The following is a 25,234-nucleotide window of genomic DNA, read 5'->3' on the forward strand; positions in this document are numbered from 1 at the left end:
CGTCCAGCATACAATGGGCTGAACGGACGCGAGTAAATGTCACACGCGCCGCGATCCGAATCACGCGGGGATTCCGCCTTGTCCTGCCTGTTTCCGCGTCTTTCCGCCGCCTTTGCCCCCGCGCATGGGGCCGTCGCAAAGGCCCTCCGTGGACGCCGGGCTATTCCGGGCGCGTCGCCCGCATCGAGTCGCGCGCCCCGAACCGCACCGACCACGCGGCCAGCGCCGGATGCTGCGCGGCCCAGTCGCGCTCGGCAAAGCGGAAATCCAGATAGGCCAGCGCGCAGCCGGTGGCGATCACGCCGATCGTCAGCGGCCCTTCCAGATGGGCCATCCAGCGCTGTTCCAGCACCGACAACGCGCGCGTGACCTTGCCCCACTGACCCTCGACCCAGTCCGCCGCTTGCTGCGGGGGCGCACGCAGCACCGTCTCGTAGCGCATCAGAAGCGCGGCATCGAGGATCCCGTCGGCGGTCGATTCGAGCGTCAGCGCCTCCCACAAGGCGGGCACGGCGGGATAAAGGCCCGCCCCTTTCGGGCTGAGCGACGCCAGATAGCGGCAGATCACCCGGCTGTCATAAAGCGCGCAGCCATCCTCGCGTTCGAGCGCCGGCACCTTGCCCAGCGGATTGGTGCCCAAGAGCGATTGCGCGGGCGCAACCGGGGTGCCCGATCCCGGAACCAGCCGCACGCTGTCCAGCTGCCCGGTTTCGTGCAGGACCACCATCACCTTGCGCACATAGGGCGAGGTCGGGCTGTGGTGAAGCGTCATCATGGCGTCGGATCCTGTGGCGATGGGGCAATGCCGCGAAACGTATCACCTGCGCGCCAAAGGTCCATCGCGCCCGCGCTCGGTCAGCGGCCCTCGGCAAGGCCCCGCCAACCGGGCAAAGCCCGCCCGGTTCCGCACGCGGCGCTTGATGCCCCGGCCCGCAACCCGTTAACTGCCGGCATGGCAAGATCGAGACGGGCAGCGACCCCGAAAAAGAAGAAAAAGGCAAAGGGGCCGGGGCTGCTGGACCGGCTGGCCTCGGGCATCCGGCGGCTGTTCCGCTGGGCGCTTTTGGGGGTTCTGGGACTGGCCGTCCTGCTGGTCGCCTGGATCGCGCTCTACCGGTTCGTGAACCCGCCGACCGGCTGGTATATGGCGAGCGAATCGCGCCGTCTCGGCGGCATCCAGCACGAATGGGTCGATTTCGACGATGTCGCCCGCGCCATGCCGCTTTCGGTGGTCGCCGCCGAGGACGCCAATTTCTGCCGTCACTGGGGCTTCGACATGGGCGCGATCCGGCTGGCGCTGGAGGACGGCGGCGCGCGGGGCGCCTCGACCATCAGCCAGCAGGTGGTGAAGAACACCTTCCTGTGGCACGGGCGCAACTGGCTGCGCAAACTGCTCGAAGCGCTGCTCACCCCGGTGGTCGAAATCCTCTGGCCCAAGGAGCGGATCCTCGAAGTCTATCTCAACATGGCCGAGTTCGACGAGGGCGTGTTCGGCGTGCAGGCGGCGGCGCGGCACCATTTCGGCACCGACGCGTCGGGCCTGAGCGCGCAGCAGGCAGCACTTCTGGCCTCGGTCCTGCCCGCGCCGCAAAGCCGTGACGCGGCACGGCCCGACGCCTTCATGGAGCGTCGCGCCCGCGCCATCCGCGACGGCGCCGCCACCATCACCCGCGACGACCGCTCGGCCTGTTTCGGCGGCTGAGCGCGCCGGGGCCTCAGCTGTCGCACGGCAAACGGGTAACACCCCGCGCGCTTCGCCGCCGCGGCGGGCCGCAGGCGGTTGCAGAGCCGCCCGGACGCGTGCGAAGGAAAGGGAAAGCCCAAACGAATGCGCCCATGCAGACGCAAGTCCACCTGCTCCACCATGTCCCGCTCTCGCCCTTCTGCCGCAAGGTGCGGCTGACGCTGGCCGAGAAACGGATCCCCTTCTCGCTGAAGGAAGAACGCTACTGGGAGGGCGGGACCGAATTCCTGCGTCTCAACCCCGCCGGCAAGGTGCCGATCCTGCGCTACGAGGGACGGCTTCTGTACGAAAGCCAGGCGATCTGCGAATTCCTGGACGAGATCCACCCGACGCCGCCGCTGCTGCCCGACGACCCCGCCGGGCGCTACGAGGTGCGCAGGCTCTGCGCGTGGTTCGACGACAAGTTCCACGCCGAGGTGACGGCGAACCTGCTCTACGAGCGGGTGAACAAGAAGATCATGGGCACGGGTTATCCCGACAGCCAGAACATCAAGACCGGCTCGGCGCGCATCAAGTACCATCTCGATTACATGAGCTGGCTTCTGGAACATCGCCGCTGGCTCGCTGGCAACGCGCTCTCGCTTGCCGATTTCACCGCCGCCGCGCATCTGAGCTGCCTCGATTACATCTCGGACGTGGACTGGGACCGGGCGCCCGCGGTCAAGGCGTGGTACGCGACGATCAAGTCGCGCCCGGCCTTCCGCCCGCTTCTGGCCGATCAGGTCCCGGGTTTCCCCCCGCCCCGGCGCTATGCCGATCTGGATTTCTGAGCGCGCGCGCAGCGGCTCGGGGCGGGCAGGGCGGCTTTCCGCCCTTCGGCCGCGAGCAGAGGAAGGGGGGCTGTCTGCCCCCCTCGGCGCTGACGCGCCTCACCCCCCGAGGATATTTGGAGAACAAAGATGGGGCTGAAAGCGGCCCTTGACGCGCGCGCCCGGGACGAGGGTTTCGCGGCGATGGGCGTGACCCGGCCCGATGCGCTGCCCGAGCTGGCCGGGCGGTTGGAGACCTTTGTCGCGGCGGGCTATCACGGGCAGATGGGCTGGATGGCCGAGCGGATGCGCTGGCGCGGCGATCCGGCGGCGCTGTGGCCCGAGGCGCGCTCGGTCATCATGCTGGCCGAACTCTATACCCCCGACGAGGATCCGATGGCGGCCGTGGCCCGGCACGAGGCCGGCGCGATCAGCGTCTATGCGCGCGGGCGCGATTACCATGACGTGGTCAAGAAACGGCTGAAACGGCTGGGGCGCTGGCTGATCGACGAGGCCGCGCGGCGGGGCGAGACGGCGGAGATCAAGGTCTTCGTCGATACCGCGCCGGTGATGGAGAAGCCGCTGGCGCAGGCGGCGGGGCTGGGCTGGCAGGGCAAGCACACCAACCTTCTGGGTCGCGATCTGGGCAACTGGTTCTTCCTGGGCGCGATCTTTACCACGCTGGAGCTGGAACCCGACGCGCCCGAGCGCGAGCGCTGCGGGTCCTGCACCGCCTGCCTGACAGCCTGTCCGACCGATGCCTTTCCCGCCCCCTTCAAGCTGGATGCGCGGCGCTGCATTTCCTACCTGACGATCGAACATCATGGCCCGGTGGACGAGGATCTGCGCGCCAAGCTGGGCAACCGGATCTATGGCTGCGACGATTGCCTGGCGGCCTGCCCGTGGAACAAGTTCGCCGCCGCGGCGTCCGAAGTGAAATACGCGGCCCGCGAGGATCTGCGCGCGCCGCCGCTCGCCGAACTGGCCGCGCTGGACGATGCGGGGTTCCGCGCGCGGTTTTCCGGCTCGCCCATCAAGCGGATCGGGCGCGACCGCTTCGTGCGCAACGTGCTTTACGCGATCGGCAATTCCGGCCAGCCCGCGCTCAGGCCCGTGGCCGAGGCCCTGACGGATGATCCCGATGCCACCGTCGCCGATGCCGCGCGCTGGGCGGTCTCACGCCTGTAGCAGGGCCATGAGCTGTGGCCAGGCCTCGGGGTCGGCCACGCTTTTGTCGCGGCAGAACGTGTTGCAGAACCCGACCGCTCTGGTGTCCCCGGGGCCCATGCCGGGGAGCCGGAACCGCGCGACATGCGTGACGGGCCGTCCGGAATAGGGGCATGCCTCGTTGATCGACGGTCCCTCGCAGGCCTCGGCCCCGAGCGGTTCGGGACCGGGCCAGGCCCGCCGGGCCCAGGGACGGTCGTAAAACGGCTGGTCCGGCCCGTCGACAAGCCCCATGGCCCGCCATCGCCGGAATGGCCCATGCGACAGATGCGCCTCGACATAGGCCCGCGCTTGAGGCCCGACCGGCAGGGTGTAGCCGGCGATGCGGGCCGCCACAGGGGCGAAAAAGGCATCCGCCGCGCAATAGGCGCCGCAAAGCCACGGGCCGCTCGCCCCCGTTTCCGCCCGCGCCCAGTCCCAGATCTGCTGCAGGCGCGCCAGGTCGTCCAGCACGGCCTGCGGCGGCGCGCAATCCGCGTAGGCGACGCGCAGGTTCATCGGGCAATGCGTGCGCAAGGCGGTGAAGCCCGCATGCATCTCGCTGACCAGCGCGCGGGCAATGGCGCGGGCCTTGGGGTCCGTGGGCCACAGGCCGGCCCCGGGATGGCGGGTCGCGAGTTCCTCGGCAATGGCCAGAGACTCGGCCAAGACCACGCCTTCGGGAAGGCGCAGGGCCGGCACCGTCCGGGCGGGGTGGAAGGCTTTGAGCGTCTCGGCGAAGCCCGGCTCGTAAAGCCGCGCAACGGTGAGCGTGACGGGAATGTCGAAGGCCGCGAACAGGAGCCACCCGCGCAGCGACCAGCTGGAATAGGCGCGGTCGGCGATACACAGATCATAGGTCATGGACGTGGCTCCGGCTTGGGACCCGTTCGTGATTTCACAAGGATCCGGGGCTGGCAAATTCAACTTTGTGCGCCAAATGATGACTTTTTTCGATGTTTGGATGAACCAAATCCGTCCTCGCGCGTAAACCCTGCACAGACGGGAGACGACGATGGCGCTGGACACCACTGGAACCGACCGCATGGCACGTCAGGCGATGCGGGCCGAATTGCTCGATGCCGAGACAGAATTGCAGCTTGCCCGCGCGTGGCGCGACGAGCGCGACGAACAGGCCCTGCACCGGCTGGTGACAGCGTATATGCGCCTCGCGATTTCCATGGCCTCGCGGTATCGCCGCTACGGCGCGCCGATGGGCGACCTGATCCAGGAAGCGGGTCTGGGCCTGATGAAAGCGGCCGAACGCTTCGATCCCGACCGGGGTGTGCGCTTCTCAACCTACGCGGTGTGGTGGATCAAGGCCTCGGTGCAGGATTTCGTCATGCGCAACTGGTCGATGGTGCGGACCGGCTCCACGACGTCGCAAAAAGCGCTGTTCTTCAACATGCGCCGTGTCCAGGCCGAATTGCAGCGCGAGGCGCGGCAGACGGGCGAGGAACTCAGCGGACCGGACCTGATGGAGCGCGTGGCCCAGCGACTGGGCGTTCCCGTGCATGACGTGATGATGATGGACGGCCGGCTGGCGGGTGGCGACCTGTCGCTCAATGCCAAGCCCTCGGGCGAGGATGATGGCCACGAATGGATCGATACGATCGAGGATGAATCCTCGGCCCAAGGCGAGATGGTGTCGGATCGCGAGGATAACCGTGTGCTGCGCGGCTGGCTTGCGCAATCCATGGCGGCGCTCAATCCGCGCGAACGCATTATCGTCTCGGCCCGCAAACTGGGCGACGAGCCGCGCACGCTGGAATCGCTGGGTGCCGAGCTGGGCCTGTCGAAAGAGCGCGTCCGCCAGATCGAGGCAGCGGCGCTGGCCAAGATGAAACGCGATCTTGTCACCCGCGCTCCGGGAGTTTACGCCTTCCTCGCATGAAGGCGACGACACTGACGGTTCTGATCGCAGCCATGCCCGCACTCCTCCGGGCAGAGCCAATCCCGCAATCCTTTCTCGACCGGCTGCCCCCGGCGCAGATCCTTGTGCTGGGCGAGGTCCACGACAACCCGCAGCACCACCGCAATCAGGCGCGCGCGATCCGGGCGCAGCGCCCTGCCGCCGTGGTCTGGGAAATGCTGACGCCAGAACAAGCGGCGGCAATGCCGGAGGATCGCGGTGATCCGACCGGGCTGGCGGCCGCTCTGGGCTGGGCCGAAAGCGGCTGGCCCGACTTCGCGCTTTATTACCAGATCATCGACGCGGCCGGCACGGCGCGCCATTACGGCGCGGGGGTTCCCCGCCCCGAGGCGCGGCGCGCTTTCGGTGAGGGGGCGGCTGCGGTGTTCGGCCCGGATGCCGCGCGGTTCGGTCTGGATGCGTCCCTGCCCGACGACCAGCAGGCAGAGCGCGAAGCGGCGCAATTCGAGTCACATTGCCGCGCCATGCCGCGCGAGATGATGGCGGGTATGGTAGAGGCCCAGCGACTGCGCGACGCCTCTCTCGCCCGCGCCGCCCTGCAGGCGCTTGATGAGACCGGCGGTCCGGTGGCGGTGATCGCGGGCTCGGGCCATGCCCGCCGCGACCACGGTGCGCCCGCCCTGATCGAAAGGGCCGCGCCCGGGGTCAGCGTGCTGTCGCTGGGGCAGGCAGAAACCGATCCGGGCCCGGATGCGCCCTATGATCTGTGGGTGATCACCGAGCCGGTGGACCGTCCCGATCCCTGTGAAAGCCTGCGCTAACGGGGAAGCGGGGGGGGGGCTGTCTGCCCCCTCTTGGCCTGCGGCCAATTCACCCCCGAGGATATTTTCTGAACAAAGATGCCTGCGGGCCTCGGGCCTGCATTCTCAGGCGGGGACGCGCGCGCCGGGGAAATGGGTATCGATGGCCGCGACCAGCTTTTCCAGCATCAGCGCGCCATAGGCCGCGTTGGCGTGATGCGGATCGGGCGTGCCGCTCGGCGTATGGGTTTGCGCGAAATCCGGCAGCAGGAAGCCGTCCGCGTCGGTGACGCCCTCGGGCGGGGCGACGAAGGGAATGTCGCGCGCGTCGAGCCAGTCTAGAAGGCTGGCGCGTGCGCGGCGGTCGACATCGAGAAGCGACGCGGTCGGCATGCCCGCGCGGATATTCGGCGTGTCCCGCCGCAGGGGAGGACAGGACACGACCAGAAACCGCGCGCCGATCAACAGAAGGTTCTCGAGGAAGGCGCGGATCTGCGCCTGATCGTCTGAAATGATCTGGTCGATGACCGCGTCGGACAATGGTCGCAATTGCGTCCCGGCCAGCGCCGACGGCGCGGCTTCGCCCCAGAAATGGCCGCGCACGATCCGGTAATTATGCGTGCCCATCACGATGGCCCAGACATGCGAAGCGTCGATGCCGTCGTCTCCGGTTGCGCGGCGCAGGTTCTGCGCGTAATCGCGGTCGCGCATGACCACCCTGTTGCCCTCGCGTCGCGAAAATGGCGTCACCTCGATTGCGCCCGAGCCGAAGCCGAAGAACTGCAGGGCGGCGGCTGAGGCTCCAACCGACTGAGCGCCTTTGGCGAGCGCGACGGTGTGCGAGTTGCCGGCGACGAAGATACTCATTTGCCAAACGCCTCCAGCAGGGCCTCTTCGCAGACCAGATCGTCGTCCTGCGCAGCCGCTTTCGGTGCGGCTCCCGGCGCCGGGCGCGGTGTCATCGCGGCGCCCTGCGTCTTGCCGGGCGCCTCGTCCGCCCCCTCGTCCCCGCCAATCGAGCCGAAGAACACGTCCATGACCCGCGCCACGCCCTCGCTCGCGACATTGCGCAGATTGGGCATGTAGGACATGGCCCGCATCGGATGCGCGGCGACCAGTTCGTAGGAGGGGAAGTAATCGACGCAATCGTGGCTGTCATACAACTCCGCCACCACCGCGCGCAGGATGGATTTCGACTGCATCGTCGCCACCAGCACATGCTGGTCGCTGGCCGTCGCGGTCAGCGGTACGGGCGACACGGTGAACAGGAATTTCATCGCCGGATTGCGCGCGCGGGCGATCTCGATGAACCGGTTCATGTCGGTGAGCGTCTCGAGGAACGAGAAATTCTTGAAGCGGTAAGACGCCGCGTCGAAGGTGCCACCGACCGTGCCCGGGCAGGTCGGAAGCACGACATCGTCGGCCACGCATTCCCAGGCTTCGGTCAGGCCCAACGTGAAGACGAAGAGATCGGTGTTGTCGAGAAGCGTTGCCACCTGTTTCAGATGCCAGTCGCGGTCGCGCGCCAGTTCGGCAGCACCGGCGAAACCGTCGGGCTCGATCGCCGGGCGGAACGGATCGCGCGCGCGGCCGGCTCCGTCGATCCAGTCGGGTTCCGCGGGCGTCAGCGACCCGTCGGCGCGCGCCAGCATCTGCACAAGCTGTCGCGCGGTGTAGATATTGCCGTAGCGCGCGGAGTATAGATCGAAGCCGAACTTGTGCCAGTTCTCGCGCGCCAACATCGGCGGCGCGGGTTCGAGATCGACGAAATTGTAACCCCGGCGCTTGAATTGCGCGCCGATATGCTGGGCGAAACAACTGCCGGCGCAGCTAATCCGCATCTTGCGGTCGATTTCGAAGCGCGGGCGGTAAATATCCGGCCAGGCCAGCGGCGAATGGTCGGCCACTCCCGATCTCCAGAACGCGCGCCTCGGCAGGTCGCTGTACGGATTGGTCATGGCCGGCTTTCCTGTTTGACGAGGGGTCGTTTCACTTTAGGGCGGCAATCGGTCGTTGCCAATGCGCCATTTCGCGCGTGCAGAAACCTGCCGGGCGGGGGGCGGTCTGCCCCTTTTTGGCCTGCGGCCAATTCACCCCCCGAGGATATATTTGGAACAAAGATGGGGCGTTAAACTTTCGTTAAGCCCTTTCACTTTGCCCCAAATACTCATCCTCCGTCGTCGTTTGCACCGGCGCCGGGCGCAAAGGTGTCAGCGGTAGGTTTGATCGTCCGAGGGGAAAGCGCGGGATTTGACCTCGTCGGCATAGGCCGAGACCGCGCGCTCGATCATGCCGCCGAGCTCGCCATAGACCTTGACGAATTTCGGCGGGCGCGGGTTCAGGCCCAGCATGTCTTCCAGTACCAGGATCTGGCCGTCGCAATCGGCCGAGGCGCCGATGCCGATGGTGGGGATCTCGATCTGCGCGGTGATTTCGCGCGCCAGTGGCTCGACCACGCCCTCGACCACCACGGCGAAGGCACCGGCCTCTGTCACCGCCTTGGCGTCGTCGATGTGATGGGCCCAGGTCGCCTCGTCCCGGCCCTGCGTCTTGAACCCGCCCATGACATTCGTCGATTGCGGCGTCAGGCCGATATGCGCCATGACCGGGATGCCGCGATCCACGAGGTAGCGGATCGTCTCGGCCATGCGCGCGCCGCCTTCCAGCTTCACCGCCTGGCACATCGTCTCGGTCATGATCCGGGCGGCGTTGCGGAAGGCCATCTGCGGGCTTTCCTCGTAAGTGCCGAAGGGCATGTCGACAACGATGAGCGCGCGTTTCGTGCCGCGCACGACCGCCTTGCCGTGGGTGATCATCATGTCGAGCGTCACGCCCACGGTCGATTCCATGCCGTGCATCACCATCCCCAGGCTGTCGCCCACAAGGATGAAATCGGCGTATTTGTCGACGATCGCCGCGGTATGCGAATGGTACGAGGTCAGCGAGACGATCGGCTCGCCGCCTTTGCGGGCGCGGATCTGCGGCACGGTGATGCGGCGGATCGGGGCTTGGGCTGACATGGGGGTTCTCCTCCTCAGGGGGTGACGACGCGCTGGTCGATCAGCAGGACCTTGCCGAAACGCACCGCCAGCAGGATCACGGCGGGGCGTTGCAGCGGGCCCGAAATCGTCGCGAGCGTTTCGGCATCGCGGATATCGGCCGATTGCAGGTCGGCACGCGGATTGGCCTGGATATTGGCCGCGACCCAGGCCCGAAGGCGCGACGCGGTGATGCCGGTTTTCGCCATTTCCTCGGCTTCGAACAGCGATTGCGACAGCACCACGGCGGCGGCGCGGTCCTCGGGCGTGAGGCGCACATTGCGCGAGGACATCGCCAGCCCGTCGGGCTCGCGCACCGTGGGCACGCCGACGATGCGCACCGGCATGTCGAGATCGCGCACCATCTGCCGGATCACGCAAAGCTGCTGGTAATCCTTTTCGCCGAAACAGGCGGTATCGGGCTGCACGATGTTGAAGAGCTTCGTCACCACCGTCGCCACGCCGCGGAAATGGCCGGGGCGCAGTTTGCCGATCAGGATCTTCGACAATTCGGTCGTCTCGACGATGGTCTGCGCGCCGGGGGCGTAGACCTCGGTCACGTCGGGCATGAAGACACCGTCCACGCCAGCCTCGCGCAGCATGGTCAGATCGCGCTGGGGATCGCGCGGATAGGTCGCCAGATCCTCGGTCGGACCGAATTGCGTGGGATTGACGAAGATCGAGGCGATGACGCGGTCGCCCTCGGCCCGGGCGCGTTCGACCAGCGCCATGTGGCCCGCATGCAGATAACCCATGGTCGGCACCAGAACGGTGCGCTCGCCCGCCGCGCGCCATGGGGCGACCGCCTCGCGGACCGCCGTTTTCGTCTCAAAGACCTGCATCGAGCCCCCCGTGATCGTGGCGCAAGTCATACCCCCCGGCCGCACGGGGAACAAGACGCGACGCCGCCGGGGCTCCGGGGCTCAGCGCCGGGCCCGCCTCAGCGCATGGAACCCGCCCGCCAGCATGCCGAGGATCCCGGCCAGGTAGCTGGTATCGTGCATCAGCGCCGCCCGCGCGAAACCCTGCGCGTCCTGCGCCATGGCGGGAACCGGCACCAGACCGTCCAGCATTTCCACAGGCACCAGCAAGCTTGCCAGGCCCAGAACCAGCGTTACCACCAGCACGATGGCCGTGCAGCGCAGGAAAAGCCGCGCCATCGCCCGGCCCGAAGGCGCCCGCGCGCACAGCGCGGCAACGGGCAGGCCCACCACAAGCCCCATCCACCAACTCGCCTGCACCCCGATGAGCGCGGCGCCCGGCCGGGGCGGGACATCCGGTCCGACGCCGAATTGCAGGAACTTGAAACCATGGAAGTAATCGGGCCCGACCGAATAGCTGATCTGGTTGTGCAACGCGCCGTAGAGCGCGGCCATCAGGCAGGCAAAGGCGGTCAGAACGGGGATCAGCAACAGGCGCATGGTGCACGGATACAGGCTTCTTTCTCCGGGCGGAAGAAAACTTGCCCCGCCGCGACGGAAGCGCCGCCGGGCAGCGTATTACATTCGAAACATGGAATGTGAGGTATCCCCATGCGACGTTCGACGATCTCCCTTCTCGTGGCCGGTCTGGCCGTGAGTGCCACCGCCGTCTTCGCCCAGAGCTACGGGCTGGGTCAGGGCCAAAGCCAAGGTCAAGGGCGCGGCTCCGGACAGACACAGATGCAGGGACAGGCCGGCCCGCAAATGGCCGATTTCCTCGTGCAATGGGACATGAACGGCGACGGGCGCGTGACGCCTGACGATGTCGCCACCCGGCGTGGCGATCTGTTCGAGATGTTCGATCTGGACGGCAGCGGCGCCCTCGACGCGGACGAGCAGGCGAACATGGCGCAGACCATCGCCGCTCAGGAAGAGACGAACCGCGAGGGGCATGCCGGCGGGCAGCGGCAATGCCAGGGATTGGGCCAGGGATTGGGCCAAGGACACGGCCTAGGACAAGCACAAGGCCAAGGACGCGGCCCCGGCCGCCGTTTCACCAGCCCGGGCCAAATGATCCACGCCGCGATGACGCCGGGCTTCGCCGATGCGGACCGCGACGGGCGGATCACCGCCCGTGAATGGGTCGAGGCCACACCGCGCCTGTTCGCCCAGCTTGACGCCAGTGGCGACGGGCAGGTCGATGCCGCGGATTTCGGCCGCGACCGCTAAAATTCACGCGATGCGGGGCGCATCCGGTGGCGAAGCCCCCCCAAAGGCCCGGACCCGCCAGCGGTTCCGGGCCGATTCGCGACAGCGGAGCGACCGGGCACGGCGCGGCAGGGCGAAACGCGCTGATATTCAAGCCGATGGCGACCTTGACCGCTGTTCCCGTCAGCCCCGCTTCCCGGCCCCGACATGATCGCGCGTCGTTTTTACGCGCCCATCGGTCGGCAGCATTTCACCGCCCCGCGCGAATTGCTGCGAAACCGGGGCAAATCTCTTGCGGAGCCGGTGGAATGAAAACCCATGTGAAAGCCCTTGTCGTCGGTGGTGGTGCGGTCGGCACCGGCATCGCCTATCACCTCGCCAAGGCCGGCTGGGACACCATGCTGATCGAGCGTGACGAGCTGACCTCGGGCTCGACCTGGCACGCGGCCGGGCTGCTGCCGCTCTTCAACATGAGCTACGCGACCACCCACATTCACAAATACTCGGTCGATTTCTACAAATCGCTCGAAGCCGAAACCGGGCTCAATGCCGGGTTCTCGGTCTGCGGCAATCTGCGCATGGCCCAGACCGATGCGCGGATGGACGAATACATGCTCTATTCGTCGGTGGCCGAAACCGCCGGGGTGTACCACGAATTCCTCACCCCCGCGCAGATCAAGGACCGCTGGCCGCTGGTGCGCACGGACGATCTGAAAGGCGCGCTGTTCCACCCGCAGGACGGCTATATCAACCCCGCCGACGTGACCCAGGCCATGGCCAAGGGCGCGCGCCAGCACGGTGCCACGATCGAGCGCAAGATCCAGGTCGACGGCTATCAGTGGACCGGCAGCGAATGGATCGTGTCCTGCACGCGCATGGTCGAGAAGGGCGGCAACCTCGTCCCCTCGGACGACAAGTTCGAGATCCGCGCCGAGCATGTCGTCACCGCGACCGGCAACCACGCGCAGCGCACCGCGCGCCTTCTGGGCATCAAGATCCCCGCGATCCCGGTCGAGCACCAGTATATCGTCACCGAGCCCGACCCCGCGCTGCAGAAATGGCGCGCCGCCGGCAACCCCGAGCACCCGGTCCTGCGCGACGCCGACGCCAAGTGGTATGTCCGCGAAGAGCGCGGCGGCTGGATCCTTGGCCCCTATGAGCGCAACGCGCCCGCGCGTTTCCTCTATGACGTGCCGGAAAGCTTCCGCGCCGACCTGTTCCAGCTGGATCTGGAGCGGATCGAGGAAGAATACATGTCCATGATCCACCGCATCCCGACCTCGGAAGAGGTGGGTCTGAAGGACGATTTCAACGGCCCGATCTGCTATACGCCCGATGGCAACCCGCTGGTCGGCCCCGCCCCGGGGCTGCGCAACATGTGGCTGGCCGAGGGCTTTTCCTTCGGCATCACTGCTGCCGGTGGCACCGGCTATTACCTCGCCCAGCTGATGACGCAGGGCGAAGCCGAGATCGACATGGCCTCGCTCGATCCCAAGCGTTACGGCGCGTGGATGACCACTGAATACGCCGCGCGCAAGAACGAGGAATGCTACGAGCACGTCTTCATCCTGCACCACCCGGACGAAGAGCGTGAAGCCTGCCGTCCGCTGCGCACCGCCCCCGCCTATGACCGCCAGATCGCGCTGGGCGCGCAGATGGGTCAGGTAAACGGCTGGGAACGCCCGAACTATTACGGCCCGCTCGACGCCCCCGCCGATTTCGATCACAACAGCCGCTCGTTCCGGCGTGGCGCCTGGTGGCAATACGCCGAGGCCGAGGCCAAGGCCGTCCGCGAAACCTGCGGCATCATCGATGCCTCGGCCTTCACCAAGCACCTTGTGCGCGGGCCGGGCGCGACGGCGTTCCTTGACCACTTTACCTGCAACAAGCTGCCGAAAGTGGGCCGGATCAACCTGACCTACGCCCTGACCGAGGCCGGGACGACCCGCACGGAATACACCATCGTGCGGCTCAAGGATGACGAATATTACCTGATCTCGGCCGGTGCCTGGACGGATTACGACGCTGATTACCTGAAAAAGGCGATCGAGGATTTCCGCGCCGAGGGTGGCGACTATGTCGATTGCCACGACATCACCACGCAGTGGGGCGTCTACGCGCTGGCCGGGCCCAATGCCCGCGCGATCCTAAACGAGATCGTCAAGGACGCGAATCCCGACACCGTTCTGTCGAACAAGCGCTTCCCCTGGCTGTCCTATCGCGACATCGAGCTGGGCATGTGCCCGGTCCGCGCGATCCGCGTCGCCTATACTGGCGAGCTGGGCTGGGAGCTGCATTATCCCGTCGAGTTCGGCCGCTACCTCTGGGATCTGCTGATGAAGGCCGGCGAGAAACACGGTCTGAAGCCGGTCGGCGCCCGCGCCCAGAACTGGCTGCGGATGGAGAAGAGCTACCGCGCCTTCGGAACCGAGCTGGGCCGCGACGCGACCCCCGCAGAGGCCGGTCTCGACCGCTTCATCGACTTGTCCAAGGAGTTCCGCGGCAAGCAGGCGATGCTGGATACCGGTATCCGCGCCAAATGCGTGACGCTGCTCATTGACGGGCCGTCCGACACCGATCCCTGGGGGAAAGAGGCGCTGCTGAAAGACGGCGAAAAGGTCGGGCGCCTGACCTCGGGCGGCTGGTCGGTGGCCTTCGGCAAGCAGATCGGCATGGGCTATGTTCCGCCGGAACTGGCCGAGGTCGGCACCAAGCTGAAGGTAAAGATCCAGCTGAAGGAATGGGATGCCGTGGTGACCGAGGACAGCCCCTACGACCCCACCAACGCCGTGATCCGCAAGGACGGCTGAGGGTTCGGCCCGTAGGGTGCGTGATTCACGCACCATCCCGGATTAGGAAAGGGCCGCGCAAGCGGCCCTTTTGTGTGACCGGAGCGATGTGCAGAAAACCCGCACCGTCGACCCGGTCGCCTGCATTGGTGTCGGGGGCCATGGCCGCCGCGACGCCCGGCGGCTCGTCTCAGACCCCGCCCGACAGATCCACTTTCAGCCGCAGGAAGCCGCCCCGGTTCAGCCCGCGCTGGACCGGGCGGAAGGTGTCGATATCCGACAGGAATTGCCGGGCTTCCGGCCCCGTCTCGAAGATCGCCGAGGTGCCCTTCAGCGCCTTGAAGCGCAGGCTCCCCCGCTTTTCGGCCGACAGGCCGCCGTTGCGGCTGACATGGTCGTGCAGGATATCCCGCGTGACCCGCGCGTCCGACAGCACGATATTGGCCGTTTCGGCCCCGGCGAAGCCCCCGGCTCCCCCGGCGCGGTAGCTGTTGGTGCACAGGATATAGTACCCGTCGGGATCCAGCGGCGCCCCGTCCAGCCAGGCCTGCACCACCCGCCGCGCGCGTCCATCGACCAGGGCCCCCGCCGGATCATAGCGCGCCGGCTGGGACAGGTCGTAGACCACGTCGAGCGGGTGGATGACCTCGAAATTGTAGCCCGGCACGTCGTTGTTGCGCAGCGACGTCTCCTGGCTGCCCGGACGGATCCGGTTGAAGGCCGCGGCCGAACGTTCCAGCCATTCGATCACCTGCTCCCCAGAAAGCCGCAACGCCGCAATGGCGTTCGGGAACGGGTACAGATCGGCCAGATGGCGCAGCGCGACCGGACCCTCGGGGACCATCGTGTAGCCTTGCGGCCCACCCCGCCCGCCGGATTTGTACGGCGCGACCGCCGACAGGACCGGCAGGGACTCGTGCACCGTGCCGCGCAGCCGCTCCTGCACGTAATTCCGCTGTGCCTCGGCCACCACCTTCAGCGAGGCAGTGACGCCCAGATGGCTGAAATAGGAATGCAGCGTTTCCCTGGCCTCGCCCACCGGGCGGCGGATCGCCGTCAGCGTCCGCTCATGATGCGGCGAGACGGCGTCGGTCACGCGGGGGTCGGGGGTGGTCCCGGTCGTGTCGGTCGGCAGGGCACGCACTTCCGACCGGGTGCCCAGAACGGTCCAGACCCCGCTTTCGCGCGTCAGCAACAGGTCGATCAGCCCGATATGCGCCCCCCAGCAACCGGCCATCACGGCGGGCTTCCCGGCGATGGTTCCGGTCGCGACATCCACCTCCGGCAAGGCCGAGAAGACCGGCGAGGGGAACAGCAGGTGACTGTGCCCCGTCAGGATCGCGTCGATGCCCTCGGTCCGGGCGAGCGGAACGGCGGCGTTCTCCATCCCGTCGACATGCCGGGCGGCGCCGATGCCGGTATGCGCCAGCGCGACGATGATATCCGCCCCGGCCTCGCGCATTTCCGGGACCCAGGCGCGGGCGGTCTCGACGATGTCGCGCGCGGCCAGCCGTCCGGCAAGGTTCTGGCTGTCCCACATCGTCACCTGCGGCGGCGCGAACCCGATGACGCCGATGCGGATCGGATGGTCGAACCCTTTGTCGTCGCTGAGCATCCGGTCGAGCAGCACATAGGGTTTGACCAGCGTGCGGTCGTCGCGCGGCGTGGCGCCCAGCCGCGTGACCAGATTGGCGGACACGACCGGGAAGGCCGCGCGCGCCAGCGTGCGCATCAGGAAGTCGAGACCGTAGTTGAATTCGTGATTGCCCAGCGTGATCGCGTCGTAATTCAGCGCGTTCATTGCCGCGACGACGGGGTGCAGCTCGCCCTCGGACAGCCGCGATTCCTGGGCGACGTAATCCCCCATCGGCGTGCCCTGCAGGAAATCGCCGTTGTCGAACAGAACCGTGTTGGCCGCCTCGGCGCGGGCCGCGTCGATGATCCGCGCGGCATTGGCCAGCCCGATCCCCTCCGAGGGCCGGTCGGCATAGTAATCATAGGGCATCAGGTGCAGATGAAGATCCGTCGTCTCGATGATCCGCAGATGCACACCCCGTTGCCCGGCAGCGAACCCACTGAAGGTTGAAGGATTAAGCAACGCGTAGCCTCGTTCGATCACGGTTCCAGTCTCTTGTCGCGTCAAGGACACCCGGCGGTCGCGACGCTGAACTCTGCTTCAGTGGTGCGAGGACTCGATGGCACAAATGGGGCGAAAGGCGGGCTCGTTCTGTATGATTATTCACAGCCTCCGGTTGAGACACAACATGAAATCAACGTCTTCGCCCGAAGACTCTGTTCCAACCCCGGGGAAAATGGCCTAAACCCGGCACAATCGACAGGGGGTGGCGGTGGCGCGCGAAATTGTCTTTGCGTCCGAATGGGACGACCGGCGGGCCGAGTGGCGTGGCGACGCCGAAAAACAGGCCGCGCTGCGGAATGATTCGGCCACCCGCGTGCTGCCGGTCTGGCGCGGGCGGCCGTTGATCGCCGGGGCGGACGAGGCGCGTCTTGCCTGGCTTTCGCCGGGGGACCGGGTGCTCGACGATGCCGATCCGGCCTGGCTGTTCCTGGGCGAACATGACGGCGCCGCGCGCTTTGCCGCCGATCTGTCCTCCTGGGTCCCGGCCGGGATGGACGAGGCGGCGATGGCGGCCTTTTTCGACCCGACGGAATACACCCATCCCGACCTGCCGTCCGATCATCGCTTTGCCGATCTGCGCGGGCTGATGACGCGGCTGGACGGGGTCGATGCGGCGATGGGATCGACCGCGCGGGCGCTGTTCAACTGGCACGGCTCGCACCGGTTCTGCTCGCGTTGCGGGGCGCGCAGCGAAAGCGCCGAAGCGGGCTGGCAGCGCGTCTGCCCGACCTGCCGCGCGGTGCATTTCCCCCGCACCGACCCGGTGGTGATCATGATGATCGAGCGCAACGGGCGCGTGTTGCTGGGCCGCTCGCCGGGCTGGGTCGAAGGCATGTATTCCGCGCTGGCGGGGTTTGTGGAACCGGGTGAGGCGCTGGAAGCCGCCGTGCGCCGCGAGGTGTTCGAGGAAACCAGCGTGCGCGTCGGGCGCGTCGCCTATGTCGCCTCGCAGCCCTGGCCGTGGCCCAATTCGCTGATGCTGGGCTGCATGGGCGAGGCGCTGAGCGACGAGATCGTGCTCGACCACGAGCTGGAAGCCGCGATATGGGTGACACGCGACGAGCTGGCGCAGGCGATGGCGGGCGAGCATCCGGTGATCCGGCGGCCCCGCAACGGCGCGATCGCACAGGAATTGATGGCGCGCTGGCTGGCCGGAGAGATCGGCTTTGCCTCGGGCAAGGGAAAGGGTGACGGGAATGCAGGTTGACGCGACCAAGGATTTCAAACGCTCGCGCGAGAAGGTGCTGGCAAAGTTCCGGTCGCCCGAGCGGATCGAGGAAGTCCTGCGCCGGATGTCGATCGAGGCCACGCGCATCGCCGAGCCGCCGCAACCGGCCTGGGATTGCGCGATCCACTGGCGCGACGCGCCGCGCAATTTCCGCGCGGTGATGACCGAGACGGTGCCGCACGAGACCATCGTGCTGAACATCACCTCGGATCTGGCGACTATCGTGATCACCTGCGAATTCTACGACCTGCCCGACGATGGCTGTCAGGTCAACGCGACCGCCGATATCACCGCCAAGTCGATGATGATGACCATGGCGCTGCAATCCATGCGGCTGGTCAAGGGCAAGGCGTCGGACCGGCTGAAGCGGATGATCACGCTGATCGGCCAGCCCTGATCGCGGCCCTGTTATCGTGGCCCCGGGGCGGCAGCCCTTGCGGCCCGCACGCCCCGCGGCGCGTCACCCCGCCGCGATGGTCGCCTTGACCGCCCGTTGCCACGCCGCGTAGCGCTGTTCGCGCGCATCGGCGTCGAGCTGCGGCTCGAACCGGCGCTCCAGCGACCAGCGCTCGGCGAAGCCCTCGGCATCGGGCAGCATTCCCTCGCCGTTTCCGGCCAGCCACGCCACGCCCAGAGCTGTCGTTTCCAGCACATCGGGCCGGTCGACCGGGGCGCCCAGGATATCCGCCAGCGACTGCATGGCGAAATCGCTCGCGCTCATCCCGCCATCCACGCGCAAGGTCGCCAGCTCCGCCTCGGCGCCCGACGCGGCCCAGTCGGCGCGCATCGCCTCGGCCAGGTCGCGGGTCTGGAACCCCACGCTTTCCAGCGCCGCGCGGGCCAATTCCGCGGGGCCGGAATTGCGCGTCAGACCAAAGACCGCGCCGCGCGCCTCGGGCCGCCAATAGGGCGCGCCCAGCCCGGTGAAAGCGGGCACGATGATCACCCGCTGGCCCGGATCGGCCGCTTCGGCCAAAGCCTGCGTTTCGGGCGCCGCGCCGATGATCTTCAGTCCGTCGCGCAGCCATTGCACCACCGCCCCCGCGACAAAGATCGACCCTTCCAGCGCATAGGTCACCTTGCCGTCGATCTGATAACCCACAGTCGTTAACAAACGGTTTTGCGAGGCCACCCGCGTCGCACCCGTGTTCAGCAGGGCGAAACAGCCGGTGCCATAGGTCGATTTCATCATGCCGGGCCGGAAACAGGCCTGTCCCATCGTCGCCGCCTGCTGATCGCCCGCCACGCCCAGGATCGGGATCGCGGTGCCGAACAGCCGGCATTCTCCGAACTCGGCATTGCAGTCGCGCACCTCGGGCAGCATCTCGACGGGGACGTCGAACAGGCGGCACAATTCCTCGTCCCAGGCGCCGGTATCGATGTTGTAGAGCATCGTGCGCGCGGCATTGGTGGCATCCGTCGCGTGCACCCGCCCCTCGGTCAGGCGCCAGATCAGGAAACTGTCGATTGTCCCCGCCGCCAGCTTGCCCGCCTTCGCCCGCTCGCGCGCGCCCGGCACCTGATCGAGCAGCCATTTCGCCTTGGTCGCGGTGAAATACGGATCCAGCAGAAGACCGCTGCGCGCGGTCACCTCGGCTTCGTGCCCGGCCTCGCGCAGCTCGGCGCAGAAATCGGCGGTGCGGCGGTCCTGCCAGACGATGGCGTTGTGAATGGCCTCGCCGGTATCGCGGTCCCAGATCACCACGGTTTCCCGCTGATTGGTGATCCCCAAGGCGGCGGGCGGCGCCACGCCGTCCAGCACCGCCTCGCAGCTTTCCAGCGTGGTGCGCCACAGATCCTCGGGATCGTGCTCGACCCAGCCCGAGGCGGGATAATGCTGGGTGAATTCCTGTTGCGCGACCTTGAGCACGCTCAGGTCGGCGTCAAACAGGATCGCCCGGCTCGAGGTCGTGCCCTGGTCGATGGCGAGGATCGTCATTCTGGTCTCCTTTGCGCGACAGGGTGGCGCGAGAGCGGGGAGGCGTCAACCGCGCGCAACCCGGCCTGCGGAAAGGTTTTATCAACATCTCTGTCCCACGGTGAGGCGCAACGAAGAGCGAGGGAACGATGCACCGCTGCAGGTTACTGATGGTCTGGGTCGCCTTGGCCCTGTCGGCGCTGAGCCTGCCGGCCCTCGCCACGCAGGACCAGCCGGGCGCCGAGGATCCGCTGCCGCTGATCCGCGATCACGGGCAAACCCTGGCCCTGCAGGTCCGCGACCCTGAACCGCGCGATTTTCCGATCCCGGTCGGGCCGCTTGGTCCGCTGTCACAGATTGACGACTGGCTGCGCGTGCATGGTCTCGTCACCCGCACGCTTTATACCCGGCGCGGACCGGCGCGACGGGTGGAAACCATGTATCAGCGCCAGCGCGAGGTTCTGGAACGGCAGGGATTCGAAATCCGCGCCGCAGGCTTCACGCAGGACCGCGCGGGCGGGGGCGTCGGCAGCCGGCGCTGGATCCTCGCCTATCTGGAAACCTATCCGGTGCCCGACGGGATGGCGGTCGCCCCGGGCGACGAGGCGCAGGCGCAGGGCGTGGTGATCGGCGCGCGCGACGACGCCGTCGGCACGTTGTGGACGGTGATCGTGCTGACCCAGCCCGAAGAGGGTCAGGTCGCCATGCTGGTGGACAATGTCCAGACCGAACGCGCCGCCCCGCCGCCGCCGATCACCGCGCTCGCGCTGGCACAGAACATGGACACGTTCGGCCATGCGGTGCTGGACGGGCTGGTCTTCGACGCGGAGGGCGCGCTGGGCGAGGGCAGCGAGGTCGTTCTTGCCACGCTCGCGCATTTCCTGGACCAGAACCTGCGCCAGAGCTTTCGCATCGTCGGCCATAGCGACGACACCGGCGATCTGGCCGAGGCCGCGCGGCGCTCGCAAGCGCAGGCCGAAGCCGTCGTCACCGCACTCGTCGAACAGCACGAGGCGAGCCGCGACCGGCTGCGTGCCTTCGGCATCGGCCCGCTGGCCCCACTTTTCCCCAACGACACGGCGCAGGGCCGCGCGCGGAACCGGCGAGTCGAACTGGTGGCGGGGCCTTGACCGGCCGGAACGGTGCGCGGCCCGGCTGCGGGCCCGAGAGGGCGCGCGCAGGGCAGGGGGCTGACCCCGGGCGAGGGGTTGCGGGCGTCACCAAGGGACGGACGGTTTTGTGTTGCGGGCGCTGAGCCGAGGCGCACGGGGGCGTCCGGATGCCGTGTTCGAGTCATGCCCTTTGATGCGGCATCCCGACGGCCCTCGCACACGATCTCGCGGCGGGGATGCACGGTGGCGTTAACGCGCCTTTGACCCTCTGTCAGGCGTGACAATCGCCCCGCAACCTGCTTCCCTGCGGGTTGAACCGCCCCGCCCATCGGGCAGGGGCGGGACAGAACAGGGGCCCAAGATGAGCGATTTCCAACCCGTATCGGGTTTTGTCCTGCCGCGCTTCGCCGGCATCCCCACCTTCATGCGCCTGCCGCATGTGCCGCTCGACGATCCGCGCCTGCCGCAGGTGCAGGTCGGTCTGATCGGCGCGCCCTGGGATGGCGGCACCACCAACCGCCCCGGCCCCCGCCACGGTCCCCGCCAGATCCGCGACGCCTCGACCATGATCCGCGCGCAGCACGGCGTCACGGGGCTTCGGCCGTTCGAAACGATGCACTGCGCCGACTTGGGCGACGTGGCCCCCAATCCCGCCGATCTGCAGGACAGCCTGAGCCGGATGCAGGATTTCTACGCGCGGGTGACAGCGGCGGGGATCCTCCCGCTCACCGCCGGGGGCGACCATCTGTGCACGCTGCCGATCCTGCGCGCGCTGGCCAAGGACGGCCCGCTGGGCATGATCCATTTCGACAGCCACACCGACCTCTACCATTCCTATTTCAACGGCCAGATGTATACCCATGGTACGCCCTTCCGCCGCGCCGTCGAAGAGGGTCTTCTGGACCCCAAGCGCGTCTGCATGATCGGTATCCGGGGCACTGCCTATGACAGCGAGGACCGCGACTTCGCCGACAGCGTCGGGATCCGCGTCATTCCCATCGAGGACTTCCACGCCCGCGGCCCCGCCGATGTCATGGCCGAGGCCCGCGCCATCGCCGGCACCGGCGACACCTATGTCAGCTACGATATCGATTTCGTCGATCCCGCCTTCGCACCCGGCACCGGCACGCCCGAAGTCGGCGGGCCGAACAGCTTCCAGGCGCTTGAATGCGCGCGGGGATTGCGGGGCGTGAAGATCGTCGGCGCCGATCTGGTCGAGGTCTCGCCGCCCTTCGATCCGTCCGGCGCCACCGCCTATCTGGGTGCATCCTTGATGTTCGAAATGCTCTGCGCCATCGTGAGCGCGCATTCCTGAGGAGATCCGCGTGCAGAAAGTCGCCCTTGTCACCGGAGCCGCGCGCGGTATCGGTCTTGCCACCGCGCAATTGTTTCTCGAACAGGGCTGGCGCGTCGCCATGCTCGACCGCGACGTGCCCGCGCTCGACAGCGCCTGCGCCGGGCTCGAAGGCGCGCGCGCCTTTTATTGCGACGTCTCGGAGCCCGCGGAGGTCGAGACGGCGGTCGCCGAGGTGCTGGCGCATTTCGGCCGGATCGACGCGCTGGTCAACAATGCGGGCGTCGCCGATTTCGGCCCCATCGCCGAGACGGATTTCAAACGCTGGCGCAATGTCATGGCGGTCAATCTGGACGGTGTCTTCCTGATGTCGCAGGCCTGCCTGGACGCGCTGAAAGAGACGCAGGGCGCGATCGTGAACATCGCCTCGATCAGCGGGCTGCGCGCCTCGACCCTGCGGGTGGCCTATGGCACGTCGAAAGCGGCGGTGATCCAGCTGACCAAGCAGCAGGCAGCGGAACTGGGCGAAGACGGCATCCGCTGCAACTGCGTCTGCCCGGGGCCGGTGCGCACCAAGCTGGCCATGGCGGTCCATAGCCAGGAGATCATCGACGCCTATCACGACGCGATCCCCCTCAACCGCTACGGGTCCGAGCGCGAGATCGCCGAAGTGATCGTCTTCTTGTGCTCCGACAAGGCGAGCTACGTCACCGGCCAGGTCGTCGCCGCCGATGGCGGGTTCGAGAGCACCGGCGTGGGCCTGCCTGCCCTGCGCCGCTGACGGGCGCGGTCAGACCACGACCTCCATCGCCGCCTGTTCGCCCACGCCGAAGACGCGCTTGTAGCGCGCGACTTCGGCGGCCGGGCCCATCGCCTTCATCGGGTTGTCGCTGAGCTTGACGGTGGGTTTGCCATTGGCCGAGACCGCCTTGCAGACCAGCGAGAAGGGCGCCAGCGAATCGCCCGGTGCAAGGCCCCGGAAATCGTTGGTCAGCAGCGTGCCCCAGCCGAACGAGGCCTTCACCCGGCCCGCGAATTGCGCGTGCAGCTCTTCGATGTTCTCGACATCCAGCCCGTCCGAGAAGATTACCAGCTTCTGGCGCGGATCCTCGCCGCGTTCCTGCCACCAGCGGATCGCAACCTCGGCCGCCGAAGCGGGATCGCCGGAATCGATGCGGATCCCGGTCCAGCCGGCCAGCCAGTCGGGCGCGCGTTTCAGGAAACCCTCGGTTCCATAGGTGTCGGGCAGGATGATGCGCAGGTTGCCGTCATGCTCTTCGTGCCAGTCGGCCAGCACCTTGTAGGGGGCCTGCGCCAGCTCTTCATCCGTTTCGGCCAGCGCGGCAAAGACCATCGGCAGCTCATGCGCGTTCGTGCCCACGGCTTCAAGGTCGCGGCGCATCGCGATGCGGCAATTCGAGGTGCCGATGAACGCGTCGCCCAGCCCCTCGGTCATCGCCTGCACGCACCAATCCTGCCACAGGAAGGAATGCCGCCGCCGGGTGCCGAAATCGGCGATCTTCAGGCCCGGAATCTTGCGCAGGCGCTGCACCTTGTCCCACACGCGGGTCATGGCGCGGGCATAGAGAACTTCCAGCTCGAACTTGCCCATCGTCTGCAGAACGGCGCGCGAGCGCAGCTCCATCAGGATCGCCAGCGCAGGGATTTCCCACAGCATGACCTCGGGCCAGGCGCCTTCGAAAGTCAGTTCGTACTGACCGTCGCGCTTTTCCAGCACATAGGGCGGCAGGCGCAGGTTCTCGAACCATTCCATGAAATCCGGCCGGAACATCTGCCGCTTGCCGTAAAACGTGTTGCCCCGCATCCAGGTGCTTTCGCCCCGTGTCAACGACAACGAGCGCACATGATCGAGCTGTTCACGCAATTCGCCCTCATCCACCAGCTCGGCCAGCCGCACATCCTTCGAGCGGTTGATCAGCGAAAACGTCACCCGCGTATCGGGGCGATTGCGAAAGATCGACTGACACATCAGAAGCTTGTAGAAGTCGGTGTCAATCAGCGACCGGATGATCGGGTCGATCTTCCAGTTGTGATTGTGCACGCGCGAGGCGATGTCGACCATGGGGTCCTCCTGGCCCCGGGCAGGTTAATATGGGGCGTTTCATGGTCTTAACCTTCGAACGCGGGGGCTGCAAAGCCCGAAAGGGCGGAAAGGAAGGCCGGAATGCGGCCTGAAATCGGAGTTCTGGGCGCGGGCGCCTTCGGAACGGCGCTGGCCATCGCGCTGGCACAGGCGGGGCGCCGGGTCGCCCTGTGGTCACGCGACGCGGCGCAGGTCCGTGCCATGGCGCTCACACGCGAGAATACCGCGCGCCTGCCGGGGGTGGATCTGCCCGCCGGTCTGACGCCCGTGTCCGATCTGGACGAGGCCGCGCGCGCGCCGGTACTGCTGTTGGCCGTGCCCGCGCAATCGCTGCGCAGACTGGTCGAGGAGAACGCCCATGCGTTGCAGGGCCGGGTGCTGGTTGCCTGCTGCAAGGGGGTCGAACTGGGCAGCGGGCTGTTGCCCACGCAGGTGCTCGACGACGTGATGCCAGGGGGACGGCACGCGGTGCTGACCGGGCCCAGCTTCGCCGCCGATATCGCGCGCGGCAAGCCCACCGCGCTGACGCTGGCCATGGCCGGGCGCGGCGATGACGCGCTGCAAGAGGCGCTGTCGACCCATCACCTGCGGCTTTACCTGGAAGAGGACGTGATTGGCGCGCAGCTGGGCGGGGCGCTGAAGAACGTGATCGCCATCGCCGCGGGCGTGGTGCTCGGCGCGGGTTTCGGCGAAAGCGCCCGCGCGGCGCTGATGACGCGGGGCTTCGCCGAGATCGGACGGCTGGCCGAGCAACGCGGCGGGCAGGCGGCGACGCTGTTCGGCCTGTCGGGGTTCGGCGACCTGGTACTGACCTGCACCTCGGAGAAATCGCGCAATTTCCGCCATGGTCAGGCGATCGGCCGGGGCGAGGCGCCCGATGACAGCCAGACGGTCGAAGGCGTGATGACCGCCCATGCCATCGCGGCGGATGCCGATCCGGACATGCTGCCGGTCACCTGCATGGTCTCGGCGCTTTTGCGCGGCAAGGTGGGGCTGGAACAGGCCAAGGACCTGCTTTTGTCGCGGCCCTTGCGCCGGGAGCGGGGATAAGGGAACGGGAAGGGGGGCTTTGCCCCCCTCGGCCTTCGGCCTCACCCCCCAGGATATTTC

General features: G+C 67.4%; 23 protein-coding genes. 13 read left to right on the top strand and 10 right to left on the bottom strand.

The genetic code is table 11. From position 1 onward, the window contains the following. Positions 1 to 160: 160 nt before the first annotated feature. Positions 161 to 772 (bottom strand): glutathione S-transferase, encoded by a 612-nt coding sequence (locus C4N9_RS17410; protein WP_109534667.1) that lies wholly within the window; start codon positions 770 to 772, stop codon positions 161 to 163. A gap of 180 nt (positions 773 to 952) precedes the next feature. Here C4N9_RS17410 and mtgA point away from each other — a divergent pair, with 180 nt between their 5' ends. From mtgA to queG, 3 genes are all read left to right on the top strand, one after another. Then, complete coding sequence (gene mtgA, locus C4N9_RS17415) at positions 953 to 1,702, top strand: monofunctional biosynthetic peptidoglycan transglycosylase (protein ID WP_109534624.1); 750 nt, start codon at positions 953 to 955, stop codon at positions 1,700 to 1,702. 134 nt (positions 1,703 to 1,836) lie between these two features. Beyond that, complete coding sequence (gene fzlA / locus C4N9_RS17420; RefSeq protein ID WP_109534625.1) at positions 1,837 to 2,514, top strand: FtsZ-binding protein FzlA; 678 nt, start codon at positions 1,837 to 1,839, stop codon at positions 2,512 to 2,514. Between the two features lie 129 nt (positions 2,515 to 2,643). Then, positions 2,644 to 3,681: a tRNA epoxyqueuosine(34) reductase QueG gene (gene queG, locus C4N9_RS17425; protein WP_109534626.1), complete on the top strand. Its 1,038-nt coding sequence runs from the start codon at positions 2,644 to 2,646 to the stop codon at positions 3,679 to 3,681. On the opposite strand, the gene C4N9_RS17430 is transcribed toward queG, so the two are convergent. Further along, positions 3,670 to 4,563, bottom strand: a complete 894-nt coding sequence (locus tag C4N9_RS17430; protein WP_109534627.1) for a glutathione S-transferase — start codon at positions 4,561 to 4,563, stop codon at positions 3,670 to 3,672. The genes queG and C4N9_RS17430 overlap by 12 nt on opposite strands. Positions 4,564 to 4,714: 151 nt before the next feature. Here C4N9_RS17430 and C4N9_RS17435 point away from each other — a divergent pair, with 151 nt between their 5' ends. Continuing rightward, entirely contained in the window at positions 4,715 to 5,593 is an 879-nt protein-coding gene (locus C4N9_RS17435; protein ID WP_109534628.1) for an RNA polymerase factor sigma-32, read from the top strand. Between the two features lie 32 nt (positions 5,594 to 5,625). After that, entirely contained in the window at positions 5,626 to 6,393 is a 768-nt protein-coding gene (locus C4N9_RS17440) for a ChaN family lipoprotein (RefSeq protein ID WP_245902603.1), read from the top strand. 105 nt (positions 6,394 to 6,498) lie between these two features. Here the strand turns inward: C4N9_RS17440 and C4N9_RS17445 are convergent, their stop codons facing one another. The 5 genes from C4N9_RS17445 to C4N9_RS17465 form a co-directional block, all read right to left on the bottom strand. After that, positions 6,499 to 7,239: a hypothetical protein gene (locus tag C4N9_RS17445; RefSeq protein ID WP_109534630.1), complete on the bottom strand. Its 741-nt coding sequence runs from the start codon at positions 7,237 to 7,239 to the stop codon at positions 6,499 to 6,501. Further along, entirely contained in the window at positions 7,236 to 8,330 is a 1,095-nt protein-coding gene (locus C4N9_RS17450; protein ID WP_109534631.1) for a GSCFA domain-containing protein, read from the bottom strand. The genes C4N9_RS17445 and C4N9_RS17450 overlap by 4 nt, the downstream gene beginning before the upstream one ends. Positions 8,331 to 8,582: 252 nt before the next feature. Continuing rightward, positions 8,583 to 9,392, bottom strand: coding sequence for a 3-methyl-2-oxobutanoate hydroxymethyltransferase (panB, locus tag C4N9_RS17455; RefSeq protein WP_109534632.1), 810 nt, complete (start codon positions 9,390 to 9,392; stop codon positions 8,583 to 8,585). Between the two features lie 14 nt (positions 9,393 to 9,406). Next, entirely contained in the window at positions 9,407 to 10,252 is an 846-nt protein-coding gene (panC, locus tag C4N9_RS17460; protein ID WP_109534633.1) for a pantoate--beta-alanine ligase, read from the bottom strand. Positions 10,253 to 10,333: 81 nt separating this feature from the next. Continuing rightward, on the bottom strand, positions 10,334 to 10,831 hold the full coding sequence (locus tag C4N9_RS17465; protein WP_109534634.1) for a hypothetical protein: 498 nt from the start codon (positions 10,829 to 10,831) through the stop codon (positions 10,334 to 10,336). A 111-nt stretch (positions 10,832 to 10,942) separates the two neighbouring features. Here C4N9_RS17465 and C4N9_RS17470 point away from each other — a divergent pair, with 111 nt between their 5' ends. Continuing rightward, positions 10,943 to 11,560: an EF-hand domain-containing protein gene (locus tag C4N9_RS17470; RefSeq protein WP_109534635.1), complete on the top strand. Its 618-nt coding sequence runs from the start codon at positions 10,943 to 10,945 to the stop codon at positions 11,558 to 11,560. A gap of 287 nt (positions 11,561 to 11,847) precedes the next feature. Then, positions 11,848 to 14,349: a GcvT family protein gene (locus tag C4N9_RS17475; protein WP_109534636.1), complete on the top strand. Its 2,502-nt coding sequence runs from the start codon at positions 11,848 to 11,850 to the stop codon at positions 14,347 to 14,349. A 169-nt stretch (positions 14,350 to 14,518) separates the two neighbouring features. Here C4N9_RS17475 and C4N9_RS17480 read toward each other — a convergent pair whose 3' ends face one another. Then, entirely contained in the window at positions 14,519 to 16,477 is a 1,959-nt protein-coding gene (locus tag C4N9_RS17480) for a bifunctional 2',3'-cyclic-nucleotide 2'-phosphodiesterase/3'-nucleotidase (RefSeq protein WP_109534637.1), read from the bottom strand. Positions 16,478 to 16,676: 199 nt separating this feature from the next. Here C4N9_RS17480 and nudC point away from each other — a divergent pair, with 199 nt between their 5' ends. Then, positions 16,677 to 17,675: an NAD(+) diphosphatase gene (nudC, locus tag C4N9_RS17485; RefSeq protein ID WP_245902605.1), complete on the top strand. Its 999-nt coding sequence runs from the start codon at positions 16,677 to 16,679 to the stop codon at positions 17,673 to 17,675. Beyond that, positions 17,665 to 18,093, top strand: a complete 429-nt coding sequence (locus tag C4N9_RS17490) for a hypothetical protein (protein WP_109534639.1) — start codon at positions 17,665 to 17,667, stop codon at positions 18,091 to 18,093. The genes nudC and C4N9_RS17490 overlap by 11 nt, the downstream gene beginning before the upstream one ends. 63 nt (positions 18,094 to 18,156) lie before the next feature. Here the strand turns inward: C4N9_RS17490 and glpK are convergent, their stop codons facing one another. Further along, positions 18,157 to 19,635 (bottom strand): glycerol kinase GlpK, encoded by a 1,479-nt coding sequence (glpK, locus tag C4N9_RS17495; RefSeq protein WP_109534640.1) that lies wholly within the window; start codon positions 19,633 to 19,635, stop codon positions 18,157 to 18,159. A 149-nt stretch (positions 19,636 to 19,784) separates the two neighbouring features. On the opposite strand from glpK, the gene C4N9_RS17500 reads away from it, so the two are divergent. The 3 genes from C4N9_RS17500 (at position 19,785) to C4N9_RS17510 (ending at position 22,801) form a co-directional block, all read left to right on the top strand. Next, positions 19,785 to 20,744: an OmpA family protein gene (locus tag C4N9_RS17500; RefSeq protein ID WP_109534641.1), complete on the top strand. Its 960-nt coding sequence runs from the start codon at positions 19,785 to 19,787 to the stop codon at positions 20,742 to 20,744. Positions 20,745 to 21,087: 343 nt separating this feature from the next. Next, the gene (gene speB / locus C4N9_RS17505; protein WP_109534642.1) at positions 21,088 to 22,041 is read left to right on the top strand and encodes an agmatinase; all 954 of its coding nucleotides are present in this window, start codon (positions 21,088 to 21,090) and stop codon (positions 22,039 to 22,041) included. Positions 22,042 to 22,051: 10 nt separating this feature from the next. Further along, positions 22,052 to 22,801 carry an SDR family NAD(P)-dependent oxidoreductase gene (locus tag C4N9_RS17510; protein WP_109534643.1) on the top strand — a complete coding sequence of 250 codons (750 nt, stop codon included), beginning with the start codon at positions 22,052 to 22,054 and terminating at the stop codon, positions 22,799 to 22,801. A gap of 9 nt (positions 22,802 to 22,810) precedes the next feature. Here the strand turns inward: C4N9_RS17510 and pncB are convergent, their stop codons facing one another. Next, on the bottom strand, positions 22,811 to 24,103 hold the full coding sequence (gene pncB, locus C4N9_RS17515; protein ID WP_109534644.1) for a nicotinate phosphoribosyltransferase: 1,293 nt from the start codon (positions 24,101 to 24,103) through the stop codon (positions 22,811 to 22,813). A gap of 102 nt (positions 24,104 to 24,205) precedes the next feature. Between pncB and C4N9_RS17520 the strand changes: the two genes are divergently transcribed. Next, positions 24,206 to 25,174 (top strand): NAD(P)H-dependent glycerol-3-phosphate dehydrogenase, encoded by a 969-nt coding sequence (locus tag C4N9_RS17520; protein ID WP_109534645.1) that lies wholly within the window; start codon positions 24,206 to 24,208, stop codon positions 25,172 to 25,174. Positions 25,175 to 25,234: the final 60 nt, after the last annotated feature.

It is taken from the genome of Pararhodobacter marinus, from assembly GCF_003122215.1.
GTDB classification, from domain to species: domain Bacteria; phylum Pseudomonadota; class Alphaproteobacteria; order Rhodobacterales; family Rhodobacteraceae; genus Pararhodobacter; species Pararhodobacter marinus.